The organism is Actinocrispum sp. NPDC049592, assembly GCF_040675465.1.
GTDB lineage: Bacteria > Actinomycetota > Actinomycetes > Mycobacteriales > Pseudonocardiaceae > Kibdelosporangium.
Map to the genome: position 1 here is coordinate 391,268 of NZ_JBFAPA010000002.1, position 19,652 is coordinate 410,919.

Sequence of the window (19,652 nt, forward strand, 5' to 3'; positions counted from 1 at the left end):
GGAGTCGCAGGTGTTCCAGTCGAGCCCCCGGCGGATCCGGTTCGTGGCCGTTGGCCTGGCCCTGGTTTTGGTGGCTGCCTTCACGGTGGCCGCGATTCTGTTGCGCAGTTCGTGGACCGGCGCGTACTTCGAGGTGTCCGACCAGGTCGCGATGATCGGCATCGGCGTGTTGCTGGGTGGCGCGGCGTTGATGCTGACCCGTTCGCGGGTGCGTGCCGACACCAAGGGCATCGAGGTGCGCAATGTCGTTGGGGTGCGGCGGTTCGACTGGGACCAGGTCGAGCACGTCTCGTTCCCCGATGGCGCCTCCTGGGCCCGGCTGGAACTGCCGGACGACGAGTACGTGACCATCATGGCCATTCCCGCGAACGACGGCGCCCGCTCGGTCGCCGCCATCCGCGAACTCCGGCGCCTGAAGTCCGCGCACACCGCCGACGCCTGACCAACATTCGACCTGCGCACGCTTGCCCCGCATCTGTCCACTGAGGACTTCCGGGCCGCGGTGGCCGAGGTGATCGCCCGCGACCGCGCGGGCGCATGCTCACCGACCTGGTGGCGATCGCCGCGGAGCGGGACGCGGAAACGTGTGTCCTGTTGCTCCGCGCCGTTTTCGGCCGGGGGCGGGCGCATCGCCTGCTTCGAGGCGCTGTACGACTGCCTGCCGGCACTGGCGCGGTATGCGGGGCCGGATATGGGTGTTGAGCTGAAGGCCACCATCGAGGCCGTGCATCGGTGGTGGCCCTGAACCTCAGCTGAGCAGGGTGTGGATCAGCTTGACCATGGCGCTGGGGTCCTCGACGTGGGCGTTGTGGCCCAGGCCGGGCAGGACGACGGCGTTGGGGTCGATTTCCTTCAGTTGCTCGGGGCTGCACATCTGGTCGTGTTCGCCGACGGCCAGGACGGTCTCGGCTTGGCTGGCGGCCAGCAGGCCCGGAACGTCGGGGCGGCCCACGGCGAATGTCTGGGGGTCGCAGGCGAGGCGCCAGCCGTCGGGTGTTCCCACGAGGCCGGCGTTGACGCGGGGGTCGTCGGCGTCGACCAGGCCGCCGAGGCCGGAGACCTTGAGGTAGCGGTCCGCGGCCTCGGTGCGGCCGAAGTACAGCTTGTTGGGTCGTTCGGCGTAGGCCTTGGCGCCCGAAAGCTCCGCCGCGGACCAGGCCACCTTGATGCCCAGGCCGCAGGCGCGGTCGATCGAGCCGCCGAACCAGCCGCTGGCCAGCGCCAGGCCCAGCACGCCGCCGAGCGAGTGGCCGAGGACGACCACGTGCTCCTCGTCGTCGATCAGGTCGACCAGGGCCGCGGCCATGTGCCCGAACGTGTAGCGGTCCAACGGCGCCGAACCGCCGTGACCAGGCAGGTCGGGGGTGATCCAGCGAAACGAGGCGTCTGCCAGCTGCTCGTGCACGCCCTGCCAGACATCGCCGGTCGCGCCCAGCCCGTGCAGCAGCAGTACCGCCGCGTCGCCCGAACCGCCGCGCTGAACCCTAAGCCGTTCTCCCATCCGACGAATTTTGCCGGACGCGGAAGGCCCAAGGCTAGTCAGGCAGCCCTCAGCCGATCCGGGGGAACCAGTCGGTGGCGATCTGCGGGTGCTCGGGCTTCCAGCCGGTGGCCTCGGTCAGCTTGGTGGAGACGACCCGCTGCGACCGGGCCAGGATCTTCAGGAAACCGATCTTGAACGGCAGCGTCCTTGCCTTCTTCCCCCCGGCCGCACTGGTGATCACCGCGCCGAAGTCCTGCTTGCGCACGGGTGTCGCGCCGACGTTGTACACGCCAGTGGGGGCATTCAGGGCCGCCGCGATCGCGGTTCCGGCGTCGCTCGGGTGGATTGGCGTGATCCAGCCATCCTTGCGGCCGAAGTACGACGGGCCACGGCCGCTCGCGCCCTTCAGGATCCACCGGGTGATCGGGTCGTCGCCGTGCAGGTGGGTGGTCCGCAGGCACACCGCGGTCCGGCCCTCACTGGCGAAGCGTTCGGCGTTCTGTTGTGCCAGCAGGGAAGTCCGTGGCGGACCGGTGGGGTCGAGCGTGGCCTGTTCGTCCAGTTCGGCGTCCGCGCCGTCGGCGTACACCAGGGCGACGCCCTCCTGGACGAGGATCCCGGCCCCGGCCGACTTCGCCGCGGCGGCAACGGCTTTGCTGCCCAGGACGCGGATCTGGCCGTTCTCCTGCCAGCTGGACTGCCGGATCAGCTTGCCACCCACCGGAACCCGGGTCGCGAGGTTGATCACCGCGTCGTGGCCCCTGAACGCGGCCTCGAGCGACTCGGCGGAGAACAGGTCGGCCACCACCGGGTCGATGCCCTGCGCCGCGACCGCGGCCGCCCGCGCGTCGTTCCTGGCCAGGCCGGTCACCTGGTGGCCGGCGGCCTGCAACGGGCCCAGTGCGGCCCTGCCCAGCACTCCGGTCGCTCCGATCAGCATTACTCGCACGGCTGCCGTCCCTTCGCGGGCGTTTTTCCCCACTCTGGACAGCGGGAACCCCACCCAGGAACCCCAATGGCCCCGTAGTCAGGAGCGGATGCCGGTGAGGATGAGGTCGATCCCGGCGAGGAACTGCTCGCGGTCGTCGTGGTCGCGCATCTGGGCCGCGATCGCGCGGGTGAACGGGTACTCCTCGGGGTCGAGCGCCTCCCATGCCTTCGACGCGGCGGCGAGGAACTCCGCGCGGTCGCCGTCCGGCCCCAGAAAGCGGGCGTTGGCGGCGTTCTGACCCGCCGCGCCGAGGATGTAGTGCATCAACGCCGAACTCGCGGTGAACAAGGTGCTCTCGGGTACGTCCAACGCGCTGACCCGGCGGCCGATGCTCTCGAAGATCCGCGGGGTCACCGTCCCCGATGGACTGCGGGACAGCTGCAGGGCGAGTTGAGTGGCCAGCCAGGGGTGTTCGTCGATCGCCTCGAACAGGGCTAGCGCGACCGCGTGGATGTCGGCCCTGGGCGATCCGGCGGGCTCGATGGTCAGAGCCGCGGCGATGACAGCCTCGGTCGCGGCGTCGAGCAGCTCGCCTTTGTTGGCGACGTGCCAGTAGATCGCGCCCGCGCCGGTGGCGAGGCGCTCGGTCAGCACCTTGAACGTCAGCCGGTCCTCGCCCACGGTGTCGAGCAGCTCGATGGCCGCCTCGACGATCCGCTCCCGGGAGAGCGCTTCCGACCGGCGCGTTCGTGGTGTCACGCGGGTCATCTTGACACATCTGGAATGCCGTTCCAAGATTGGAATGTCATTCCAGAGCGAAGGGGGTACGTCATGAACACTCCAGTCACGATCGCCGGCGCCGGGCTCGGTGGCCTCACACTGGCCCGCGTCCTGCACGTCCACGGGATCCCGGCCACCGTCTACGAAGCCGAGCCGTCGCCGACGTCACGCGCACAGGGCGGGATGCTCGACATCCACGACTACAACGGACAGCTCGCCGTCGAGGCGGCCGGGCTGATGGACGAGTTCCGCGGCCTGATCGTCGAGGGCCGGCAGGCGATCCGGATCCTCGACCGGGACGGCGGCTTGCTGTACTCGAAGGACGACGACGGCACCGGCGGGCGTCCGGAGATACAGCGGGCCGACCTGCGGCAGATGCTGATCGACTCGCTGCCGCCCGGCACCGTGCGGTGGGGGCACAAGGTAAGCAGCGTCCGCGCCCTCGGCGACTCTTACGAGGTGGCGTTCGACAACGGCAGCACCGTCGTCACTCGCCTGCTGGTCGGCGCCGACGGGGCTTGGTCACGGGTCCGGCCGCTGCTGTCCTCCGCCACGCCCGAGTACAACGGCACGTCGATGGTCGAGACGTATTTGTACGACGCCGACACCCGGCACCCCGCCGCGGCGAAGGCGGTCGGCGGCGGGATGCTGATCGTCCCGGCCAAGGACAAGGGCATCTTCGCCCACCGCGAAAGCGGCGACACCCTGCACACCTACGTGGAGTTCACCCAGTCGCTGGACTGGTTCGCCGCCATCGACTTCACCGACACCCCCACGGCCAAGGCCCGGATCGCCGCTGAATTCGAGGGCTGGGCCCCCGAACTCACCGCCCTGATCACCGACGGCGACACCCCACTGGTCCACCGCCCGCACTACACCCTCCCGATCGGACACCGGTGGGACCGTGTCCCGGGTGTGACCCTCGTCGGCGACGCCGCCCACCTCGCCCCACCCAACGGCGAAGGCGCCAACCTCGCCATGCTCGACGGCGCGGAACTGGGCAAACTCCTGGCCACCCACCCCGACGACATCGAGGCCGCATTGGCGGAGTACGAGGAGGCGATGTTCGTCCGCGGCAGCGAAGCCGCCCTCGACGGCGACCTGCTCAAGGAAAGCCTGTTCGGCGACGACATCCCCGACAGGCTCCTCGCCATGTTCACCGGCCAGGACTAGGTGTCAGCCTCGTGCGGCAAGCTCAGCAGGCACGCCGATGACCGCGGTCCGGAGGACGGACAGCAGGCCCGGCCTGTGGGCGCGGGTGTTGCTGAAGTCCGGCGTCAAACCTCATGCGGGAAGGACAGCAGCATCTCGTCGGCGAAGATCTCCAGGCGGCCGCGGCCGTTGCGTTTCGCTTGGTACATCGCGACATCGGCGCGGCGCATGAGGTCGGCTGGGTCGGGCATGCCGGGGGTGCTCAGCGCGATGCCGATGCTGGCGTTGACCCGTAGCTGGCGACCGGCGATGGGCATCGGCTCGCCGAGGGTGCGGAGGATGCGTTCGGCGACGCGGGCGGCGTCGGCGGCGGTGGCCACGCCGTACAGGAGCACCGCGAACTCGTCGCCGCCGAACCGGGCCGCGACGTCGGTGGCGCGCAGCTGGGCCTTGAGACGGCCGGCGGTGATCGTCAGGAGGTCATCGCCGGCGGCGTGGCCGAGGGTGTCGTTCACGGCCTTGAACCGGTCGAGGTCGATGAACAGCAACGCGATCCGCTTGGTCTCGTGTTCGGCGGCGCCGAGGCGTTTCGCGAGTTGCTCGAGGAACAGGCCGCGGCTGGCCAGGCCCGTGAGGGAATCGTGGAACGCTTGGTACATGCGGTCGACGGTGTTCGCGTCGGTCAGGGCCAGCGACACGTGTTCGGCGAACGCCCGCAGCGTCTGGACATCCGAGGCCGTGTAGGCGCGGGTCTGGCGGTGGGAGCCGACCATCAGGCTGCCGGTGACCGTGCCACTGTCGTGCACCGGCGCGGCCATCGAGGCGCAGAGCCGGCCGTCGGTCAGCTCCGCGATCAACGTCGAGGTCTCCGCATACCCGTGCAGGACAACGACGTCGTCGGTGAGCATCGCCTCGCCCGCGGACCCCGCCTCGACCAACGGCAGGACGGGCCGGTGCCGGGCCATCTCGGCGCGCAGGCCGACGTACGCGACCAGCTTGGCATCGACCCCGTCCGGCGACTCACGCAGCCACAGACCCACGATCTCGTCACCGAGCAGGTCCTGCGCGGCCTTGGTGATCATGTCGAGGATCTGCTGCAGCGGCCGCCGCCGGGAGATGGCGCGCTGGATCTCGAACAGGTGCTCCACGAGCCTTTGCCGCTGCCGCAACGAGTTCAGCAGCTCGGCGTTCTCCGCCGCCTGCCGCTCACTGCGCTGCAACGTCCGCAGCATGGTCAGGGTCAGCTCCAGCAACCTGGCCATGCCGCGGACCAGGCTCTGCTCCTGCACCGTGAAGCTCTCGCCCCACCGGGCCAGCAGGAGGTTGCCCGGGTGCGTGCCGCCCCACTTGGCGGACACGGTCTCGCAGTCGCCGACCCCGGGGACCTCGAGCTTCTCCTGTTCCCCGCGGGCGACCGCGACCAGCTCGGCCTCGGGCACGTGCCCGAGCGGGAAGCCGACCGAGGCTGCCACGCGGTCGCCGAACACGACCGCCGCCACCTCGGCTTCCAGGGCCTGCGCCGCGCGTTCGGCCGCGCCGCGGATCGCGGAGTCCTCGTCCGGGTACGACGAGACCACGGCCAGCAGTTCGAGGAGTTGCTGGCCGTGAATCCAACCGTCTTCGTCGTCGGTCATCTCAGGAGATAGCCAACACCGCGAGGGTCTGGTTGTGGAAGCCGTCGATGCCACGAATCCGGGCGATTTCCCCATAGGTGTAGAACCCCGCGAAGGGCGCGTCGCGGACCCACTTGGCGATCCGCTCGTTCTCCCGCTTGATGCCGTCGTCGCCGAGCACCGCCCGCAGCGCCGCGCAGCTGAACGCGATCATCCCGACCAGCTCGCGCTCACCCAGCTCGGCCAGCGCGTTCTCGCAGACCGTGTCGGTGGCGGCCAGGATCGAGGTCTCGTCGCCGGTCATCGCCCAGGTCAGCCCGCCGTGGTCGATCGCGCCCGCGCTGCCGATCGACCGGCCCTCCAGGTCGATCCCGGTGGACAGGTTGCGCGCCTCGACCCCGCTGCGCCGCTGCACACCCAGCGGCCGCGCCAGCGCGAAGTCGCGGAACGCCTCCGCGTCGGTGTACGCCTCGATCGGCGCGCCCAGCCGGTCCAGGTAGGCGTCCATGGCCGGCTTGTCGTCCAATGTGAACACGCGGCCGTCGTGGCTGCTGGTCACGATCATCGGCTCGCCGGTCTTCTGCCAGCCGTGCCCGAACGCCACCGACAGCGGCGCCTCCGAGGCGATCGTGGCGCCGACGACCGCGTCGGTCAGCACCTGGTCGTCGTGCAGCACCAGGGTGTTGGCCATCCGCCAGCCGTCGCCCGCCGCGCCGCCGACGAACGGGATGCTCGCGCCCAGCACACCGTACGCGCCGCGCAGGATGGTCTCCTGCTCGCGGATCTTGCCGTCGGTGAGCATCATCAGCACGCGGTGCGGCAGGTCCGGCACCTGCGCGACGCACTGCGCGATCTCCGCGCCCGCCTCACGCTGCCGCCCGGACACCGACCGCACGGCGGCGGTCGACACGGCGAGGCCCGGTCCGCCGATCGCGGTCACCACAACGGTTCCGTCGGTCGGGCCGCCGGGGGCGATCTCGCCGTGCGTGGAACATCCGACGATGGGGATGTCCGGCACGGCCGCCCGGATCCCGTCGAGCAGGGCGTGCGGATCGTGGCTGATCGAGAAGAACACGATCAGCAGCTTCGGATCCGGGCCGGTGATCGCCTCCAGGGCAGCGTCCGATCCCGCCGTCCGTGAGTCAGTGTCCCCCGATCGGGCGACACCCATCCATCGCCGGTCGTGAGACCCGGTCTCACCCATGTGCGCCTCCAGAAGGCCGCTTCGCCAGGTGCATCACCGTAGTCGTCGGATCCCTGAGTGGCCGCAGCGACGTGCGCTGAAACCACGAATGGAGCAATCCGGTCAACTGATCAGCCGGATGGCCAGTCTAGGGCAGAGGGCCACGGCGGTGTTCGCGTGCTGGCGAAGTCCTTCTGGGACCTCGGGTTCCCGGCTGCCGTCCCGCGGCACGGGGTAGCCCCACGGGTCGCTGCCGAGGACCTCGGGCAACAGTTCATGGCACAGGCCGCGGCCCGCACATGCGGTCCAGTCAACGTGAAGGCGGCTCATCTACGGCTCCGGCAGGTCCCGCGCAGGTGTGCGGCGATCTCATGATCGAATGTGGTCAGCGTGCTGTGCAGAAACCTCGCGCTGCCATCGGGATGACGGCACGCGCCGCGGCCGATGACAAAACCGGCCAATGTGTTCAGATCCGTGACCGTGCCGGCTGTCGCTCGCCGTCGCGCCACCGCGGTCAGCAGGGTCGCGATGCGCGGCAACCCATTCAGGCACGGCCCGCACTGACGAGCGCTCTGCCCGGCCAGATACGTCAGGACCTGCGCGCTGAAGTCCAGGCCGCACACCGATTCCGCCAACGCGACGAACACGCCCGCGCCCGGCCGCGACACGGGTTCGCTTGTCCACGGCACCCATCGGCCGTGGTAGCCGCCGACCAGGACGGCCTGTATGGGCTCGGCCGGCTGGAGCAATTCGTTCAGTGGGATGCCGAAAGGGGCCTCGTGCACGCCCGGGTTCGCCACGGCCCCGCTCAGCGTGGCGAGGAACGTGCCGGGCTCGTCCCGGGTTCCTTCACGGCGGAACCAGGACGGGCCGTGCCGGGCGATCAAGGCCAGGTGTGCGAGCGTTTCTACATTCTGTACCAAGAATCCCTGATGTACCGGGAGCTTTGGTTTGTCGCGGGGGAGTGCCCGCTTACCGTCTACAGCGGACAAAACCGCGGATTCTTCACCGGCGACGAACAGATCGGGTGCCTCGACAATGGTGACTGGCCAGCGGTCTTTTCTTTGGTCCAATGCATGGCGTGCGTGCCCGGCGCTGATTCGCGACGCGTAGAGGTGGCACTTCGCCGCGCCGACGGCCTCGGCCGCGAGCTGCAGGCCGTCGAGGACCAGGTGTGGGTTGCGGGCGAGCAACTCCGCGTCCTTGCTGCTGGCCGGTTCACCCTCGGCGGCGTTGGCCACCACGACCGGGCGGTGCGCGGTCGCGACCTCGGTGAGCTTGCGCCAGGCAGGGAACCCGGCGCCGCCGCGGCCGGTCAGGCCCGCCTCCTGGGCGAGTGCGATCAACCGGCCCGGCCCGCCCTGCCACGGGACTTCCGCGCGTGGCGCGGTGAGGACCCGGGCGACCAGGGTTTTCATGCTCTTCCTCCTCCGGTGGGGACGAGCCGCCACAGGAACGCGGCGCCGACAGTGATCACCGACAGGGCGGCGGCGATCCAGTACCAGACCTGGGTGGCGTCGGTGCCCGTGCCGATCGCGTGCAGCAACCCGGCCGGCCACAGCGCATAGGCGGCCCAGTGCACGATCCGCCACACTTTCCACCCGATCCGCTGACGCAACAGGCTGGTGATCATCACTGCCAGCAACAGGTCGAACGCCAACGTGCCCAGTCCCAGCCAGAACGGCCGGTAGTCACCCACGAACGGGACAATCACGTCCACCAGGCGTAACTGCGCCTCCGGGTCGAGCAGCAACGTTCCAATGTGGACGATCACGAACACGACCGCGGTCAGGCCGGCGTTGCGGTGCAACGCGGTCACCGCGAACCGCGGCAACCCCGGCAGCACCCGTCCGGTACTCGTCGCGATGCCCAAAGCCGTGGCGACGCTCAACAACAGCAACGCCATCAAGCCCGTTCCGCGCCCGAGGTACCACAGCGCCTCGTTCACGGCCATCCGCCCAACAACCGCGGGGACCCGTCGGCGGCGGTCAACCGCGCTGGAACCCCGAACTCCCGCAACTTCCGGGGCGCGGAGCCGCCCCACACGAGCGCGGCCGTGGACAGCATGTTCGCGTCCACACACCGGTCCGCGACAACGCTCGCGCTGCGCCAGATCCGCCGCGCGGGCAGCCCGGTCGAGGGATCGAGGACGTGGTGCAGCACCCGCCCGTCCCGGCGCCAGGTCCGCGATTCCGTGCTGGAGGTGGCGATCGCGGCCCCGGCGGGCAACGAGATCACCTGATCGGTGCCCTCGAGGTGGACCTGCCAGCCCCGATCGGGTGCCGGACCGGCGGTCGCGATGTCACCACCGAGACTCACCAGGACGCCGATGTGACACAACTGGCTGATCAGCCGGGCACATCGGTCGGCCGCGAACGCCTTCCCGGTCGCGCCCAGATCGAGCACGACCCCGCGCGGCACGGTCAGTTCGGTACCGCGCAGGTGGACCGACCGCCACCCCGGCACGACCGTGACCCGCGGCTTTCCCTTGTCCGCCAAGACTTCCGCGAGATCACGGTCATACCCCAGGGCTACCATCGCCGCGCCGACCGTCGGGTCGACCGCGCCGCGCGTCCGGTCCGCAGCCGACAACGAGACCCGGACCATCTCCGCCAGCAGGGGGCTGACCTGCGTCGCAACGCCCGCGGGCACCCGGTTCAGCTCGGAGTCCGGGCGGAACCGGCTGGCCGCGCGGTCGATCTCGGCCAGCATCGCCTTGACCAGAGTGGCCGCCTCGCTCAGCGCCCGGGGTTCGGTCACCACGATCCGGGCCGTGGTCGTCCACACCGGCCACTCCGAGGTATCCGGTCCGGTAGCCAGGATCATGACGCACCCGACTGGGCCTGAGCGTGACCGCCGCCCGACGACACATTCCCGCCGGACCACACGCCACTGTCCGAAGTAGACGAATTCGAGGAATCCGAGGATGTGGACGTCGTGGTCGTGGTCGCGTCGGCGTTGTGCACGATGGCGACCACGCCGAAGGTCCCGGCCACACCGACCGCCGCCAGAGCCGCGGTCAGCAGTCCGACGTTGCGCCGGCCGTTCTCCCGGGCGTCCACGTCAGTTTCCTTGCGGAACTTGGCCATTGCCGGGCGGCATGCCACCGCCGGGTCCGCCCTGGGCGTTCTGGTCGCGTTCGATGAGGGTGTCGGCCGTGGCGGCCTCACCCGAAGGCGTGGCGGTGATCATGACCGTGTCGCCGTTCTGGATGTCCGACACGGATCCGTTGCCGAACGTCGTGCTGCTGCTGATCGTGTATGTCTTCGTGTAGCCGTCCGCGCTCTTGGCGGTCACCGACGTGCTGCTGATCGCGGTGACCTGACCGGTCTGCATCAGCTCGGTCTTGTAGCCGCCGTTGCCGTCGGAGATGGTGAACTCGCCGTGCACCGCGTTCATCAGGCCGCCGCCGGGGCCGCCCATGCCGCCACGCGGGCCACCCATCCCACCCATCCCACCGGGACCGCCCATCGACGGCGAAGCCGCGCCCGCCGACCCGCTGGCCGCGTAGACCGCGACACCGCCGGCCCCGGCGACGGCCACCGCGATCGCGATCGCCGCCGCGGTCTTCTTGCCGGACCACTTCTGCTTCGGCCGCCGCGGCTGCCGGCCGCCCCAGGCGAGTTCCTGGTCGGCGGGCGGAACCGGGGTGGTGTGCTGCTGCTCGGTCATCTCGTCCTCCTGTTCGAGTCGTGCCCGACCAGGTTCAGCGGCGTGCCTGTGTGTCCGCTGTGTCTGCCTTGGGCGAGGGCTATGAGCGCGGTCAGCTGGCGAAACGGCGCACAGCTGATACACAGGAACCTCACAGCCGGGGCACACTGAGGCCGCTGAGGATGGAGGAGTGCCGATGAACCCCCAGCGCCCGCAGCTCCGCCGCCCGGACGGCAGCCCGGTCCGCGTCCTCGTCGTCGACGACGAGCCGACGCTGGCCGAGCTCGTCACACTCGCGGTGCGCTACGAGGGCTGGGAGGCGCGGGCCGCGCACAACGGCCTGGCCGCGGTCAAGGAGGCCCGGGAGTTGCGGCCGGACGTCGTCGTGCTCGACATCATGCTGCCCGACCTGGACGGCCTCGAGGTGCTGCGCCGGATGCGGGCGAACACGCCGAACATCGCCGTGCTGTTCCTGACCGCCAAGGACGCGATCGAGGACAAGCTGGCCGGGCTGACCGCGGGCGGCGACGACTACGTGACCAAGCCGTTCAGCATCGAGGAGGTCGTGCTGCGGCTGCGGGCGCTGCTGCGCCGGACCGGCGTGGCCGAGGCCGGGTCCGGCTCGCTGCTGGTGGTCGGCGACCTGGTGCTGGACGAGGACGCCCGCGAGGTGACCCGCGGCGGCACCGAGATCCAGCTGACCACGACCGAGTTCGACCTGTTGCGGTTCCTGATGCGCAACCCCCGCCGGGTGCTGAGCAAGAGCCACATCCTCGACCGGGTGTGGAGCTACGACTTCGGCGGCCAGGCCAACATCGTCGAGCTGTACATCTCCTACCTGCGCAAGAAGATCGACTCCGGCCGCGAGCCGATGATCCACACCATGCGCGGCGCCGGTTATGTTCTCAAACCTGCGGGATAGGCGGCGCACGCTCAGCGCCCGGCTGATCGCCGAACAGCTGGCCCTGCTCGCCCTGGTGTGCCTGGTGATCGGCGTGGCCACGGTGTTCGCGACGCGCGCGCTGCTGATGGACCGGCTCGACGAGCAGGTGGTCGGGTCGAGCAACCGCGCGATCACCGGCCTCGACGGCGGCGGTCCGCCCGGGCTCGGCCGGATGGGAAACGGACCCGGGGAAGGGCAGCCCGGGCCACCGATCGGCGTCGGCGGCCAGGCCCCGGGCACGCTCAGCGCACTGCTGCGGGCGTCCGGAGACGACGTCGGCGGCCGGCTGGAGCCGGGCACCGCCACCCCGAGCGCCCTCAGCCAGCAGGTCTTCGACCGCCTGCACGAGGTGCCGCCCGACGGCCGCCCGCACACCTTCGACCTGCCCGGCGGCCTGGAGGCGTACCGGCTGGTGGCGGTCACCAGCCGCCGGGGCGACACCCTCATCACCGGGCTGCCGCTGCAGGCCACCGAGTCCACGCTGCTGACCATCTCGCTCATCCTCGGCGGGGTGTCGCTCGCCGGCCTGGTGATCACCGGTGTCGCCGGTGCGCTGATCATCCGGCGGACTCTGCGGCCGCTCACCCGGGTCGCCGCCACCGCGAGCCGCGTCGCCGAACTGCCCCTGGACCGCGGCGAGATCGCGTTGTCCGTGCGGGTGCCCGAGGCCGACACCGATCCCCGGACCGAGGTCGGCCAGGTGGGGTCGGCGCTCAACCGGATGCTCGGCCACATCGGCAACGCCCTGGCCGTGCGGCACGCCAGCGAGATGCGCGTGCGGCAGTTCGTCGCGGACGCCAGCCACGAGCTGCGCACCCCGCTCGCGGCTATCCGCGGGTACGCCGAGCTGGCCGAACGCCGCCAGGACGAGCTCCCGCCCGAGGTCGCGCACGCGCTGAGCCGCGTGGAGTCCGAGGCGATCCGGATGACCAGCCTGGTGGAGGACCTGCTGCTGCTGGCGCGGCTGGACGCCGGGCGCCCGCTCGACCAGGAACAGGTCGAGATCTCCCAGCTGGTGGTGGACGCGGTCAGCGACGCTCGCGCGGCCGGGCCGGAGCACGTCTGGCGGCTCGACCTGCCCGCGGAACCCCTTGCCGTGCGCGGCGACAAACTGCGGCTGCACCAGGTGCTGGCCAACCTGCTCGCCAACGCGCGAACCCACACCCCGCCGGGCAGCACCGTGCTGACCAGTCTGTCCACTGTGGACGAATGGGTCGAGCTGGCGGTCACCGACAATGGCCCCGGAATCCCGCACCACCTGCAGAACGAGGTCTTCGAACGGTTCGCCCGCGGGGACGGCTCCCGCTCGCGCGCGGCCGGGAGCACCGGCCTCGGGCTGGCCATCGTGGCCGCGGTCGTGCACGCCCACCACGGCGAGATCAGCCTGGCCAGCCGGCCCGGCGCGACCCGGTTCACCGTGCGGTTGCCCAGCGCATAGCTGACACACAGGTTCAGCACATCGACCACCCAGGAAGACCCGCGATCGTTGGTGGCATGACAGCGATCGCACCTCTGCAGGCGCGCCGCCCGGTGCAGACCGCGGGCGCGGCACCGGTCCTGGACGTGGTCATCCCGGTCCACAACGAGGAACGGGACCTCGAACCGTGTGTCCGGCGGCTGCGCGATCACCTCACGGACCACTTCCCGTACAGCTTCCGGATCACCATCGCCGACAACGCGAGCGCCGACGGCACCTGGCCGGTCGCCGAGGACCTGGCCGCACGGCTGCCCGAGGTCACCGCGGTCCGGCTGGAGCAGAAGGGCCGCGGCCGGGCGCTGCACACGGTGTGGCTCGCCTCGGACGCGGAAGTCCTGGCCTACATGGACGTCGACCTGTCCACCGACCTGGCGGCGTTGTCGCCCTTGGTGGCGCCGTTGATCTCCGGGCACTCGGACGTCGCCATCGGCAGCCGGCTCGCCCGTGGCGCCCGCGTCGTGCGCGGCGCCAAGCGCGAGTTCATCTCGCGCTGTTACAACCTGGTGCTGCGCGGCGCTTTGGCGGTCCGGTTCTCCGACGCGCAGTGCGGGTTCAAGGCCATCCGCGCGGATGTGGCGCACGAGCTGCTGCCGCACGTGATCGACACCGGGTGGTTCTTCGACACCGAGCTGCTGGTTCTGGCCCAGCGGTCCGGTGCCCGGATCCACGAGGTGCCGGTGGACTGGGTCGACGATCCGGACAGCCGGGTCGACATCGTCTCGACAGCTCTCGCCGATCTGCGCGGAATCGCCCGCCTGGTCAAGGGGTTCGCCACCGGTGCGATCCCGCTGGCGCGGTTGCGGGACCAGCTCGGCCGTGAGCCTGAAGTCCAGAATGGACTGTTGCGGCAGCTGGTCCGGTTCGGCGCCATCGGGATCGTCAGCACGGTCGCGTACCTGTTGCTGTTCGTGTGGCTGCGCAACGGGATGGGCGCGCAGGCCGCGAACCTCGTGGCGCTGCTGGTGACCGCGATCGGCAACACGGCGGCCAACCGGCGGCTCACGTTCGGCGTCCGAGGGTCTGGTGGTGCCGTGCGGCACCAGTTCCAGGGCTTGATCGTGTTCGCGCTCGGCCTCGGGCTCACCAGCGGCGCGCTTGCCTTGCTGCCGCCGGCGAGCCGGGTGATCGAGCTGATGGCGTTGGTGGCGGCCAACCTCGCCGCGACCCTGCTGCGGTTCCTGCTGTTGCGCGGCTGGGTGTTCCGCGCCCGTCACTGATCGACTTTCGTTGAGGAGAAACCTGATGTCCGCCATGACAATCACACGTGACGCGGCGCCACGGGACCGGGCACTGCCGGTCGCGACCCAGCCCAGCTGGGTGCGGCCGTCGTTCTGGGCCCTGCTCATCGGGACCGCGGTCCTGTACTTGTGGGATCTCGGGGCTTCCGGGACCGCCAACAGTTTCTACGCCGCGGCCGTGCAGGCGGGCACGCAGAGCTGGAAAGCGTGGTTCTTCGGCTCGCTCGACGCCGGGAACGCCATCACCGTGGACAAACCGCCGGCCTCGTTGTGGGTGATGGGGTTGTCCGGGCGGATCTTCGGGTTCTCCAGCTGGAGCATGCTGGTTCCGCAGGCGCTGGAAGGCGTTGGGGCGGTGGCGTTGCTGTACGCGGCCGTCAAGCGCTGGTCCGGTCCGGTGGCTGGGCTGCTCGCCGGGGCCGCGCTCGCGCTGACTCCGGTGGCGGCGTTGATGTTCCGGTTCAACAACCCGGACGCGCTGCTCGTGTTGCTGTTGGTGGCGGGCGCGTACTGCGTGGTGCGGGCTACCGAGAAGGCGAGCCCGAGGTGGCTGATGCTCGCCGGGGTCGCGGTCGGGTTCGGGTTCCTGGCCAAGATGATGCAGGCGTTCCTGGTGCTGCCCGCGTTCGGCCTGGTGTACCTGATCGCCGCGCCCACCGGTCTCGGCCGTCGGCTGCTGCACCTCGGCGGTGCCGTTCTCGCGGTCGTCGTGTCCGCGGGCTGGTACATCGCGGTCGCCGACCTGTGGCCCGCGTCCTCCCGGCCGTACATCGGCGGGTCGACGAACAACACCGTGCTCGATTTGGCGTTGGGGTACAACGGACTCGGCCGGATCTTCGGCGGCGAGGGCAACCGCGGCGGAGGCGGTGGTTTCGGCGGTGGTGGTTTCGGCGGTGGTGGGAACACCGCGTTCGGTGGCGAGGCCGGGATCGGCCGGATGTTCGGCGCGTCCTTCGGCACCGAGGTCTCCTGGCTGCTGCCCGCCGCGCTGATCGGGCTGGTGGCCGGGCTGTGGTTCACCCGCCGGGCGCCACGCACCGACCGGACCCGGGCCGCGCTGATCCTGTGGGGCGGCTGGACGTTGGTGACAGCGCTGGTGTTCAGCTACATGCAGGGCACCGTGCATCCCTACTACGCGGTCGCGCTGGCTCCCGGGATCGCCGCGCTGATCGGCATCCCCGCAGTCAAGCTTTGGCAGGGCAGGCAGCACCCAGGCGCCCGGTTCGCGTTGGCGGCCATGGTGATGGCGACCGCGATGTGGTCGTTCGTGCTGCTGAGCCGGACCGGGACCTGGCTGCCCGCGTTGCGCTGGACCCTGCTCATCGCCGGGCTGTTCATCTCCGGGGTGATCGCGTGGGGCGGCCGCCGGTTTGCCACTGTGGTCCTCGCGGTGGCTTTGTTCGCCGGGATCGGCGGGACCGCGGCCTACGCCGTGGACACCGCGGCCCAGCCGCACACCGGGTCGATCCCGATCTCCGGGCCCAGCGGGGAAGGCATGGGCGGTTTCGGCGGCGGCCCCGGCGGGTTCGGCGGGTTTGGCGGGGAGTCCGCGGACACCGCGCTGGTGCAGGCCCTCAAGGCGACCACGGAACGCTGGGCCGCGGCGAGCATGGGCTCGCAGGGTTCGGCGAGCCTGCAGCTGGCCAGCGGCAAGGCGGTGATGGCCATCGGCGGGTTCACCGGCAGCGACCCGGCGCCGACCCTGGCCGAGTTCCAGCAGTACGTCGCCAGCGGCCAGATCCACTACTTCATCGCGGGCGGCCGCGGTGGTGGCCCGGGCGGCGGCAACAGCGAGATCTCCGCCTGGGTCGCGGAGAACTACACCGCGACGACGATCGGCGGCCAGACGGTCTACGACCTCACGAAATAACCCCCGGCAGCGGCGGGAGCGGAAACCACGTTTCCGCTCCCGCTGACTCGGTGGCGTCCAACGGACTAAGTTGAGAGCTCATCCAGTTTCTTTTCGACTGCGAGGAGGGCTTCAACGATGTCAGCCGTCCGAACCACGCCACCGTTCCGCGCCGACCACGTGGGCAGTCTGCTGCGGCCCGCCGCGCTGCTCGCCGCCCGGGAGCAGCACGCGCGCGGCGAGATTGGCGCGGACTCGCTCCGGCAGGCTGAGGACGACGCGATCCGGCAGGTCGTGCGGATGCAGGAGGACGTGGGCCTGCGGACCGCCACCGATGGGGAGTTCCGGCGCACCTCCTGGCACATGGACTTCATCTACGCGCTGGGCGGGGTCAGCAAGCTCGACGAGAAGCTCCAGGTCGAGTTCCGCAACGCCTCCGGGGTGCTGCAGTTCGCGGCCTCGGCGTTGCGGGTCGACGGGCGGATCACGTTGCGGGACACCATCTTCGGTGACGCGTTCAGCTTCCTGCGGGACACCGTGTCCGCCTCGCAGACCGCCAAGTTGACCATCCCGTCACCGAGCATGATCCACTACCGCGGCGGCCGCGCGGCGATCTCCCCGGACGTCTACCCGGACGAGGAGGAGTTCTGGACCGACCTGTCGTCGGCCTACGCCGAGCAGGTCCAGCGGGTCGCCGGCCTCGGCTGCACGTACCTCCAGCTCGACGACACCAGCCTCGCCTACCTCAACGACCCCAAACAGCGCGAGATGGTCACCTCCCGCGGCGGCGACGCCCTGCACCAGCACGAGCGCTACATCCGCCAGATCAACGCCGCCCTCGCCGACCGTCCCGAGGGCCTGCACGTGACCACCCACATGTGCCGGGGCAACTTCCGTTCCTCCTGGGTCGCGGAAGGCGGCTACGACTTCGTCGCCGAGGCCCTGTTCACCCAGCTGAACGTCGACGGGTTCTTCCTCGAGTACGACGACGAACGGTCCGGCGGCTTCGAACCGCTGCGCTTCGTCCCACCCGGCAAACAGGTGGTCCTCGGCCTGGTCACCACCAAACGCGGCACCCTCGAGAGCAAGGACGACCTCCGCCGCCGCATCGACGAGGCCGCCAAGTACGTCCCCCTCGACCAACTCTGCCTGTCCCCCCAATGCGGCTTCTCCTCGACCGTCGAAGGCAACACCCTCACCTACGACGAACAGGTCGCCAAACTGACCCTCATCGCCGAAACCGCCGCCGCCGTCTGGGGCTGACCCACCCGAAGGGCCTGGTGATCATGTAGGTGCGGCGGTCACCCGTCTGGGTGTCGGTGGCTGCGCATAGGCTTGGTGGGTGGCCGATCCGTCGACCTACCGACCTGCGCCGGGAACCATCCCGGACGCCCCTGGTGTGTACAAGTTCCGGGACTCCGCCGGCCGCGTGATCTACGTGGGCAAGGCCAAGAGTCTCCGGAGCAGGCTGAACTCGTACTTCGCCGACGTGACGATGCTGCATCCGCGCACCGCGCAGATGGTCACCACAGCGGCCGGGGTGGAGTGGACCGTGGTGTCCACCGAGGTGGAGGCGCTGCAGCTCGAGTACAACTGGATCAAGGAGTTCGATCCCCGGTTCAACGTCCGCTACCGGGACGACAAGTCCTACCCGGTGCTCGCGGTCACGATGAACGAGGAGTTCCCCCGCCTGCACGTCTACCGGGGCGCGCGCCGCAAGGGGGTCCGCTACTTCGGGCCGTACGCGCATGCGTGGGCGCTGCGGGAGACGCTCGACCTGCTGCTGAGGGTCTTCCCGGCGCGGACCTGCTCGCGGGATGTGTTCCGCCGCCAGGCCCGGATCGGGCGGCCGTGCCTGCTGGGGGACATCGGCAAGTGCTCGGCGCCGTGTGTGGGCCGGGTCACCGCGGATGAGCACCGGCAGATCGTCGAGGACTTCTGCGACTTCTTCGCCGGCCGCACCGACATCATGATGAAACGCCTCGAACGCGAGATGAACGAGGCGTCCGCCGAGCTGGAGTTCGAGCGCGCGGCCCGGCTGCGCGACGACCTGTCCGCCCTGCGCCGCGCGATGGAGAAGCAGGCGGTCGTGCTCGGCGACGGCACCGACGCGGATGTCGTCGCGTTCGCGCAGGACGACCTCGAGGCCGCCGTCCAGGTGTTCCACGTGCGCGGCGGACGTGTCCGCGGCCAGCGCGGGTGGGTGATCGAGAAGGTCGAGGAGACCGGCACGGACGGCCTGGTCGACCAGTTCCTCAGCCAGTTCTACGGCGACCAGGCCGACGCCGACGACAGCACGGAGAGCATCGAGAGCACCGCCGTGCCGCGCGAGGTGCTCGTGCCGGAGCTGCCGGACGACCACGAGGCCATCGCGGAATGGCTCAGCGGCCTGCGCGGATCCCGGGTCCAGCTGCGCGTCCCGCAACGCGGCGACAAGCGCGCGCTGATGGAGACGGTCGAGCGCAACGCCAAGGAGGCGTTCGTCCAGCACAAGCTCAAGCGCGCCGGTGACCTGACCGCCCGCTCGGCCGCCCTGCAGGAGTTGCAGGACGCGTTGGGCCTGGACACGGCTCCGCTACGTATCGAATGTGTGGACATCAGTCACATCCAGGGCAGTGACGTCGTCGCATCACTCGTGGTGTTCGAGGACGGCCTGGCCCGCAAGTCCGAGTACCGGCGGTTCGCCATCCGCGAGGCGGCCACCGAGGGCGATGTGGCGTCCATCGCCGAGGTCGTCCGCCGCCGGTTCGCCCGGATGCTGAACGAGCCACCCTCCGAGCGGGAGGCCGTGCAGGCCGGGCCGACGCCGGGCATCGACCCGGAGACCGGCAAGCCGCGCAGGTTCGCCTACCCGCCGAACCTGCTGGTCGTGGACGGTGCGGGCCCGCAGGCCAACGCCGCCGCCGACGTGCTGACCGAGCTGGGCATCGCGGACGTGGCCGTGGTCGGGCTGGCCAAGCGCCTGGAGGAGGTGTGGCTGCCGGCCGACAGCGAGCCGGTCATCCTGCCGCGCACCAGTGAGGCGCTCTACCTCTTACAACGCGTGCGTGACGAGGCGCACCGCTTCGCCATCACCTACCACCGGCAGAAGCGGGCCAAGCGGATGACCACCTCCGCGCTGGACACCGTGCCCGGGCTCGGCGAGGCCCGCAAGACCGCGCTGATCAAGCATTTCGGCTCGCTGAAACGGCTGCGGGCGGCGAGTATCGACGAGATCAGCGGCGTGCCGGGCGTGGGCCGGCGCACCGCGGAGGCCGTGGCGGCCGCCCTGACCGCCGACAAACCGGCGGAAAGCTCAGCACGGGAACCAGAGGGGAACTGACGTGTCCGAAGACGACACCGGCCAGACCGG

The 19,652-nt window shown here is 70.4% G+C and carries 19 protein-coding genes; 8 read left to right on the forward strand and 11 right to left on the reverse strand.

Annotated elements, in window-relative coordinates; all coding sequences use genetic code 11:
* Positions 1 to 10 precede the first annotated feature (10 nt).
* Positions 11 to 442, forward strand: coding sequence for a PH domain-containing protein (locus AB0J95_RS08465; protein WP_364755018.1), 432 nt, complete (start codon positions 11 to 13; stop codon positions 440 to 442).
* Positions 443 to 748: 306 nt separating this feature from the next.
* On the opposite strand, the gene AB0J95_RS08470 is transcribed toward AB0J95_RS08465, so the two are convergent.
* The 3 genes from AB0J95_RS08470 to AB0J95_RS08480 all read right to left on the reverse strand — a co-directional run bounded on the left by AB0J95_RS08470 (position 749) and on the right by AB0J95_RS08480 (position 3,182).
* On the reverse strand, positions 749 to 1,501 hold the full coding sequence (locus tag AB0J95_RS08470; protein ID WP_364754239.1) for an alpha/beta hydrolase: 753 nt from the start codon (positions 1,499 to 1,501) through the stop codon (positions 749 to 751).
* Between the two features lie 49 nt (positions 1,502 to 1,550).
* A complete protein-coding gene (locus tag AB0J95_RS08475; RefSeq protein WP_364755021.1) occupies positions 1,551 to 2,423 on the reverse strand; it encodes an NAD(P)-dependent oxidoreductase in 873 nt (290 codons plus the stop codon).
* An 87-nt stretch (positions 2,424 to 2,510) separates the two neighbouring features.
* The gene (locus AB0J95_RS08480; protein ID WP_364754241.1) at positions 2,511 to 3,182 is read right to left on the reverse strand and encodes a TetR family transcriptional regulator; all 672 of its coding nucleotides are present in this window, start codon (positions 3,180 to 3,182) and stop codon (positions 2,511 to 2,513) included.
* Between the two features lie 63 nt (positions 3,183 to 3,245).
* Between AB0J95_RS08480 and AB0J95_RS08485 the strand changes: the two genes are divergently transcribed.
* Complete coding sequence (locus AB0J95_RS08485; RefSeq protein ID WP_364754243.1) at positions 3,246 to 4,367, forward strand: NAD(P)/FAD-dependent oxidoreductase; 1,122 nt, start codon at positions 3,246 to 3,248, stop codon at positions 4,365 to 4,367.
* Positions 4,368 to 4,471: 104 nt separating this feature from the next.
* Here AB0J95_RS08485 and AB0J95_RS08490 read toward each other — a convergent pair whose 3' ends face one another.
* The 8 genes from AB0J95_RS08490 to AB0J95_RS08525 all read right to left on the reverse strand — a co-directional run bounded on the left by AB0J95_RS08490 (position 4,472) and on the right by AB0J95_RS08525 (position 10,814).
* Complete coding sequence (locus AB0J95_RS08490; protein WP_364754246.1) at positions 4,472 to 5,980, reverse strand: sensor domain-containing diguanylate cyclase; 1,509 nt, start codon at positions 5,978 to 5,980, stop codon at positions 4,472 to 4,474.
* 1 nt (position 5,981) lies between these two features.
* A complete protein-coding gene (locus AB0J95_RS08495; protein WP_364754247.1) occupies positions 5,982 to 7,163 on the reverse strand; it encodes an FIST N-terminal domain-containing protein in 1,182 nt (393 codons plus the stop codon).
* Between the two features lie 102 nt (positions 7,164 to 7,265).
* Positions 7,266 to 7,472 carry a ferredoxin gene (locus tag AB0J95_RS08500; RefSeq protein ID WP_364754250.1) on the reverse strand — a complete coding sequence of 69 codons (207 nt, stop codon included), beginning with the start codon at positions 7,470 to 7,472 and terminating at the stop codon, positions 7,266 to 7,268.
* Positions 7,469 to 8,560, reverse strand: a complete 1,092-nt coding sequence (locus AB0J95_RS08505) for an NADH-ubiquinone oxidoreductase-F iron-sulfur binding region domain-containing protein (RefSeq protein ID WP_364754252.1) — start codon at positions 8,558 to 8,560, stop codon at positions 7,469 to 7,471. The genes AB0J95_RS08500 and AB0J95_RS08505 overlap by 4 nt, the downstream gene beginning before the upstream one ends.
* Complete coding sequence (locus tag AB0J95_RS08510) at positions 8,557 to 9,096, reverse strand: ferric reductase-like transmembrane domain-containing protein (protein WP_364754254.1); 540 nt, start codon at positions 9,094 to 9,096, stop codon at positions 8,557 to 8,559. The genes AB0J95_RS08505 and AB0J95_RS08510 overlap by 4 nt, the downstream gene beginning before the upstream one ends.
* The gene (locus tag AB0J95_RS08515) at positions 9,087 to 9,968 is read right to left on the reverse strand and encodes an FAD:protein FMN transferase (protein ID WP_364754257.1); all 882 of its coding nucleotides are present in this window, start codon (positions 9,966 to 9,968) and stop codon (positions 9,087 to 9,089) included. Before AB0J95_RS08515 ends, AB0J95_RS08510 begins: the two co-directional genes overlap by 10 nt.
* Positions 9,965 to 10,204, reverse strand: a complete 240-nt coding sequence (locus AB0J95_RS08520; RefSeq protein WP_364754260.1) for a hypothetical protein — start codon at positions 10,202 to 10,204, stop codon at positions 9,965 to 9,967. The genes AB0J95_RS08515 and AB0J95_RS08520 overlap by 4 nt, the downstream gene beginning before the upstream one ends.
* 1 nt (position 10,205) lies before the next feature.
* Positions 10,206 to 10,814, reverse strand: coding sequence for a hypothetical protein (locus AB0J95_RS08525; protein WP_364754263.1), 609 nt, complete (start codon positions 10,812 to 10,814; stop codon positions 10,206 to 10,208).
* Between the two features lie 175 nt (positions 10,815 to 10,989).
* Between AB0J95_RS08525 and AB0J95_RS08530 the strand changes: the two genes are divergently transcribed.
* From AB0J95_RS08530 to uvrC, 6 genes are all read left to right on the forward strand, one after another.
* Positions 10,990 to 11,715, forward strand: coding sequence for a response regulator transcription factor (locus AB0J95_RS08530; RefSeq protein WP_364754265.1), 726 nt, complete (start codon positions 10,990 to 10,992; stop codon positions 11,713 to 11,715).
* Positions 11,693 to 13,174, forward strand: a complete 1,482-nt coding sequence (locus AB0J95_RS08535; RefSeq protein WP_364754268.1) for an ATP-binding protein — start codon at positions 11,693 to 11,695, stop codon at positions 13,172 to 13,174. The genes AB0J95_RS08530 and AB0J95_RS08535 overlap by 23 nt, the downstream gene beginning before the upstream one ends.
* A 56-nt stretch (positions 13,175 to 13,230) precedes the next feature.
* Positions 13,231 to 14,430 (forward strand): bifunctional glycosyltransferase family 2/GtrA family protein, encoded by a 1,200-nt coding sequence (locus AB0J95_RS08540; protein WP_364754270.1) that lies wholly within the window; start codon positions 13,231 to 13,233, stop codon positions 14,428 to 14,430.
* Between the two features lie 34 nt (positions 14,431 to 14,464).
* Positions 14,465 to 16,321, forward strand: coding sequence for a glycosyltransferase family 39 protein (locus AB0J95_RS08545; protein ID WP_364754272.1), 1,857 nt, complete (start codon positions 14,465 to 14,467; stop codon positions 16,319 to 16,321).
* Between the two features lie 117 nt (positions 16,322 to 16,438).
* Positions 16,439 to 17,563, forward strand: coding sequence for a 5-methyltetrahydropteroyltriglutamate--homocysteine S-methyltransferase (locus AB0J95_RS08550; RefSeq protein ID WP_364754275.1), 1,125 nt, complete (start codon positions 16,439 to 16,441; stop codon positions 17,561 to 17,563).
* A 79-nt stretch (positions 17,564 to 17,642) separates the two neighbouring features.
* Positions 17,643 to 19,622, forward strand: a complete 1,980-nt coding sequence (gene uvrC, locus AB0J95_RS08555; protein ID WP_364754278.1) for an excinuclease ABC subunit UvrC — start codon at positions 17,643 to 17,645, stop codon at positions 19,620 to 19,622.
* Positions 19,623 to 19,652: the final 30 nt, after the last annotated feature.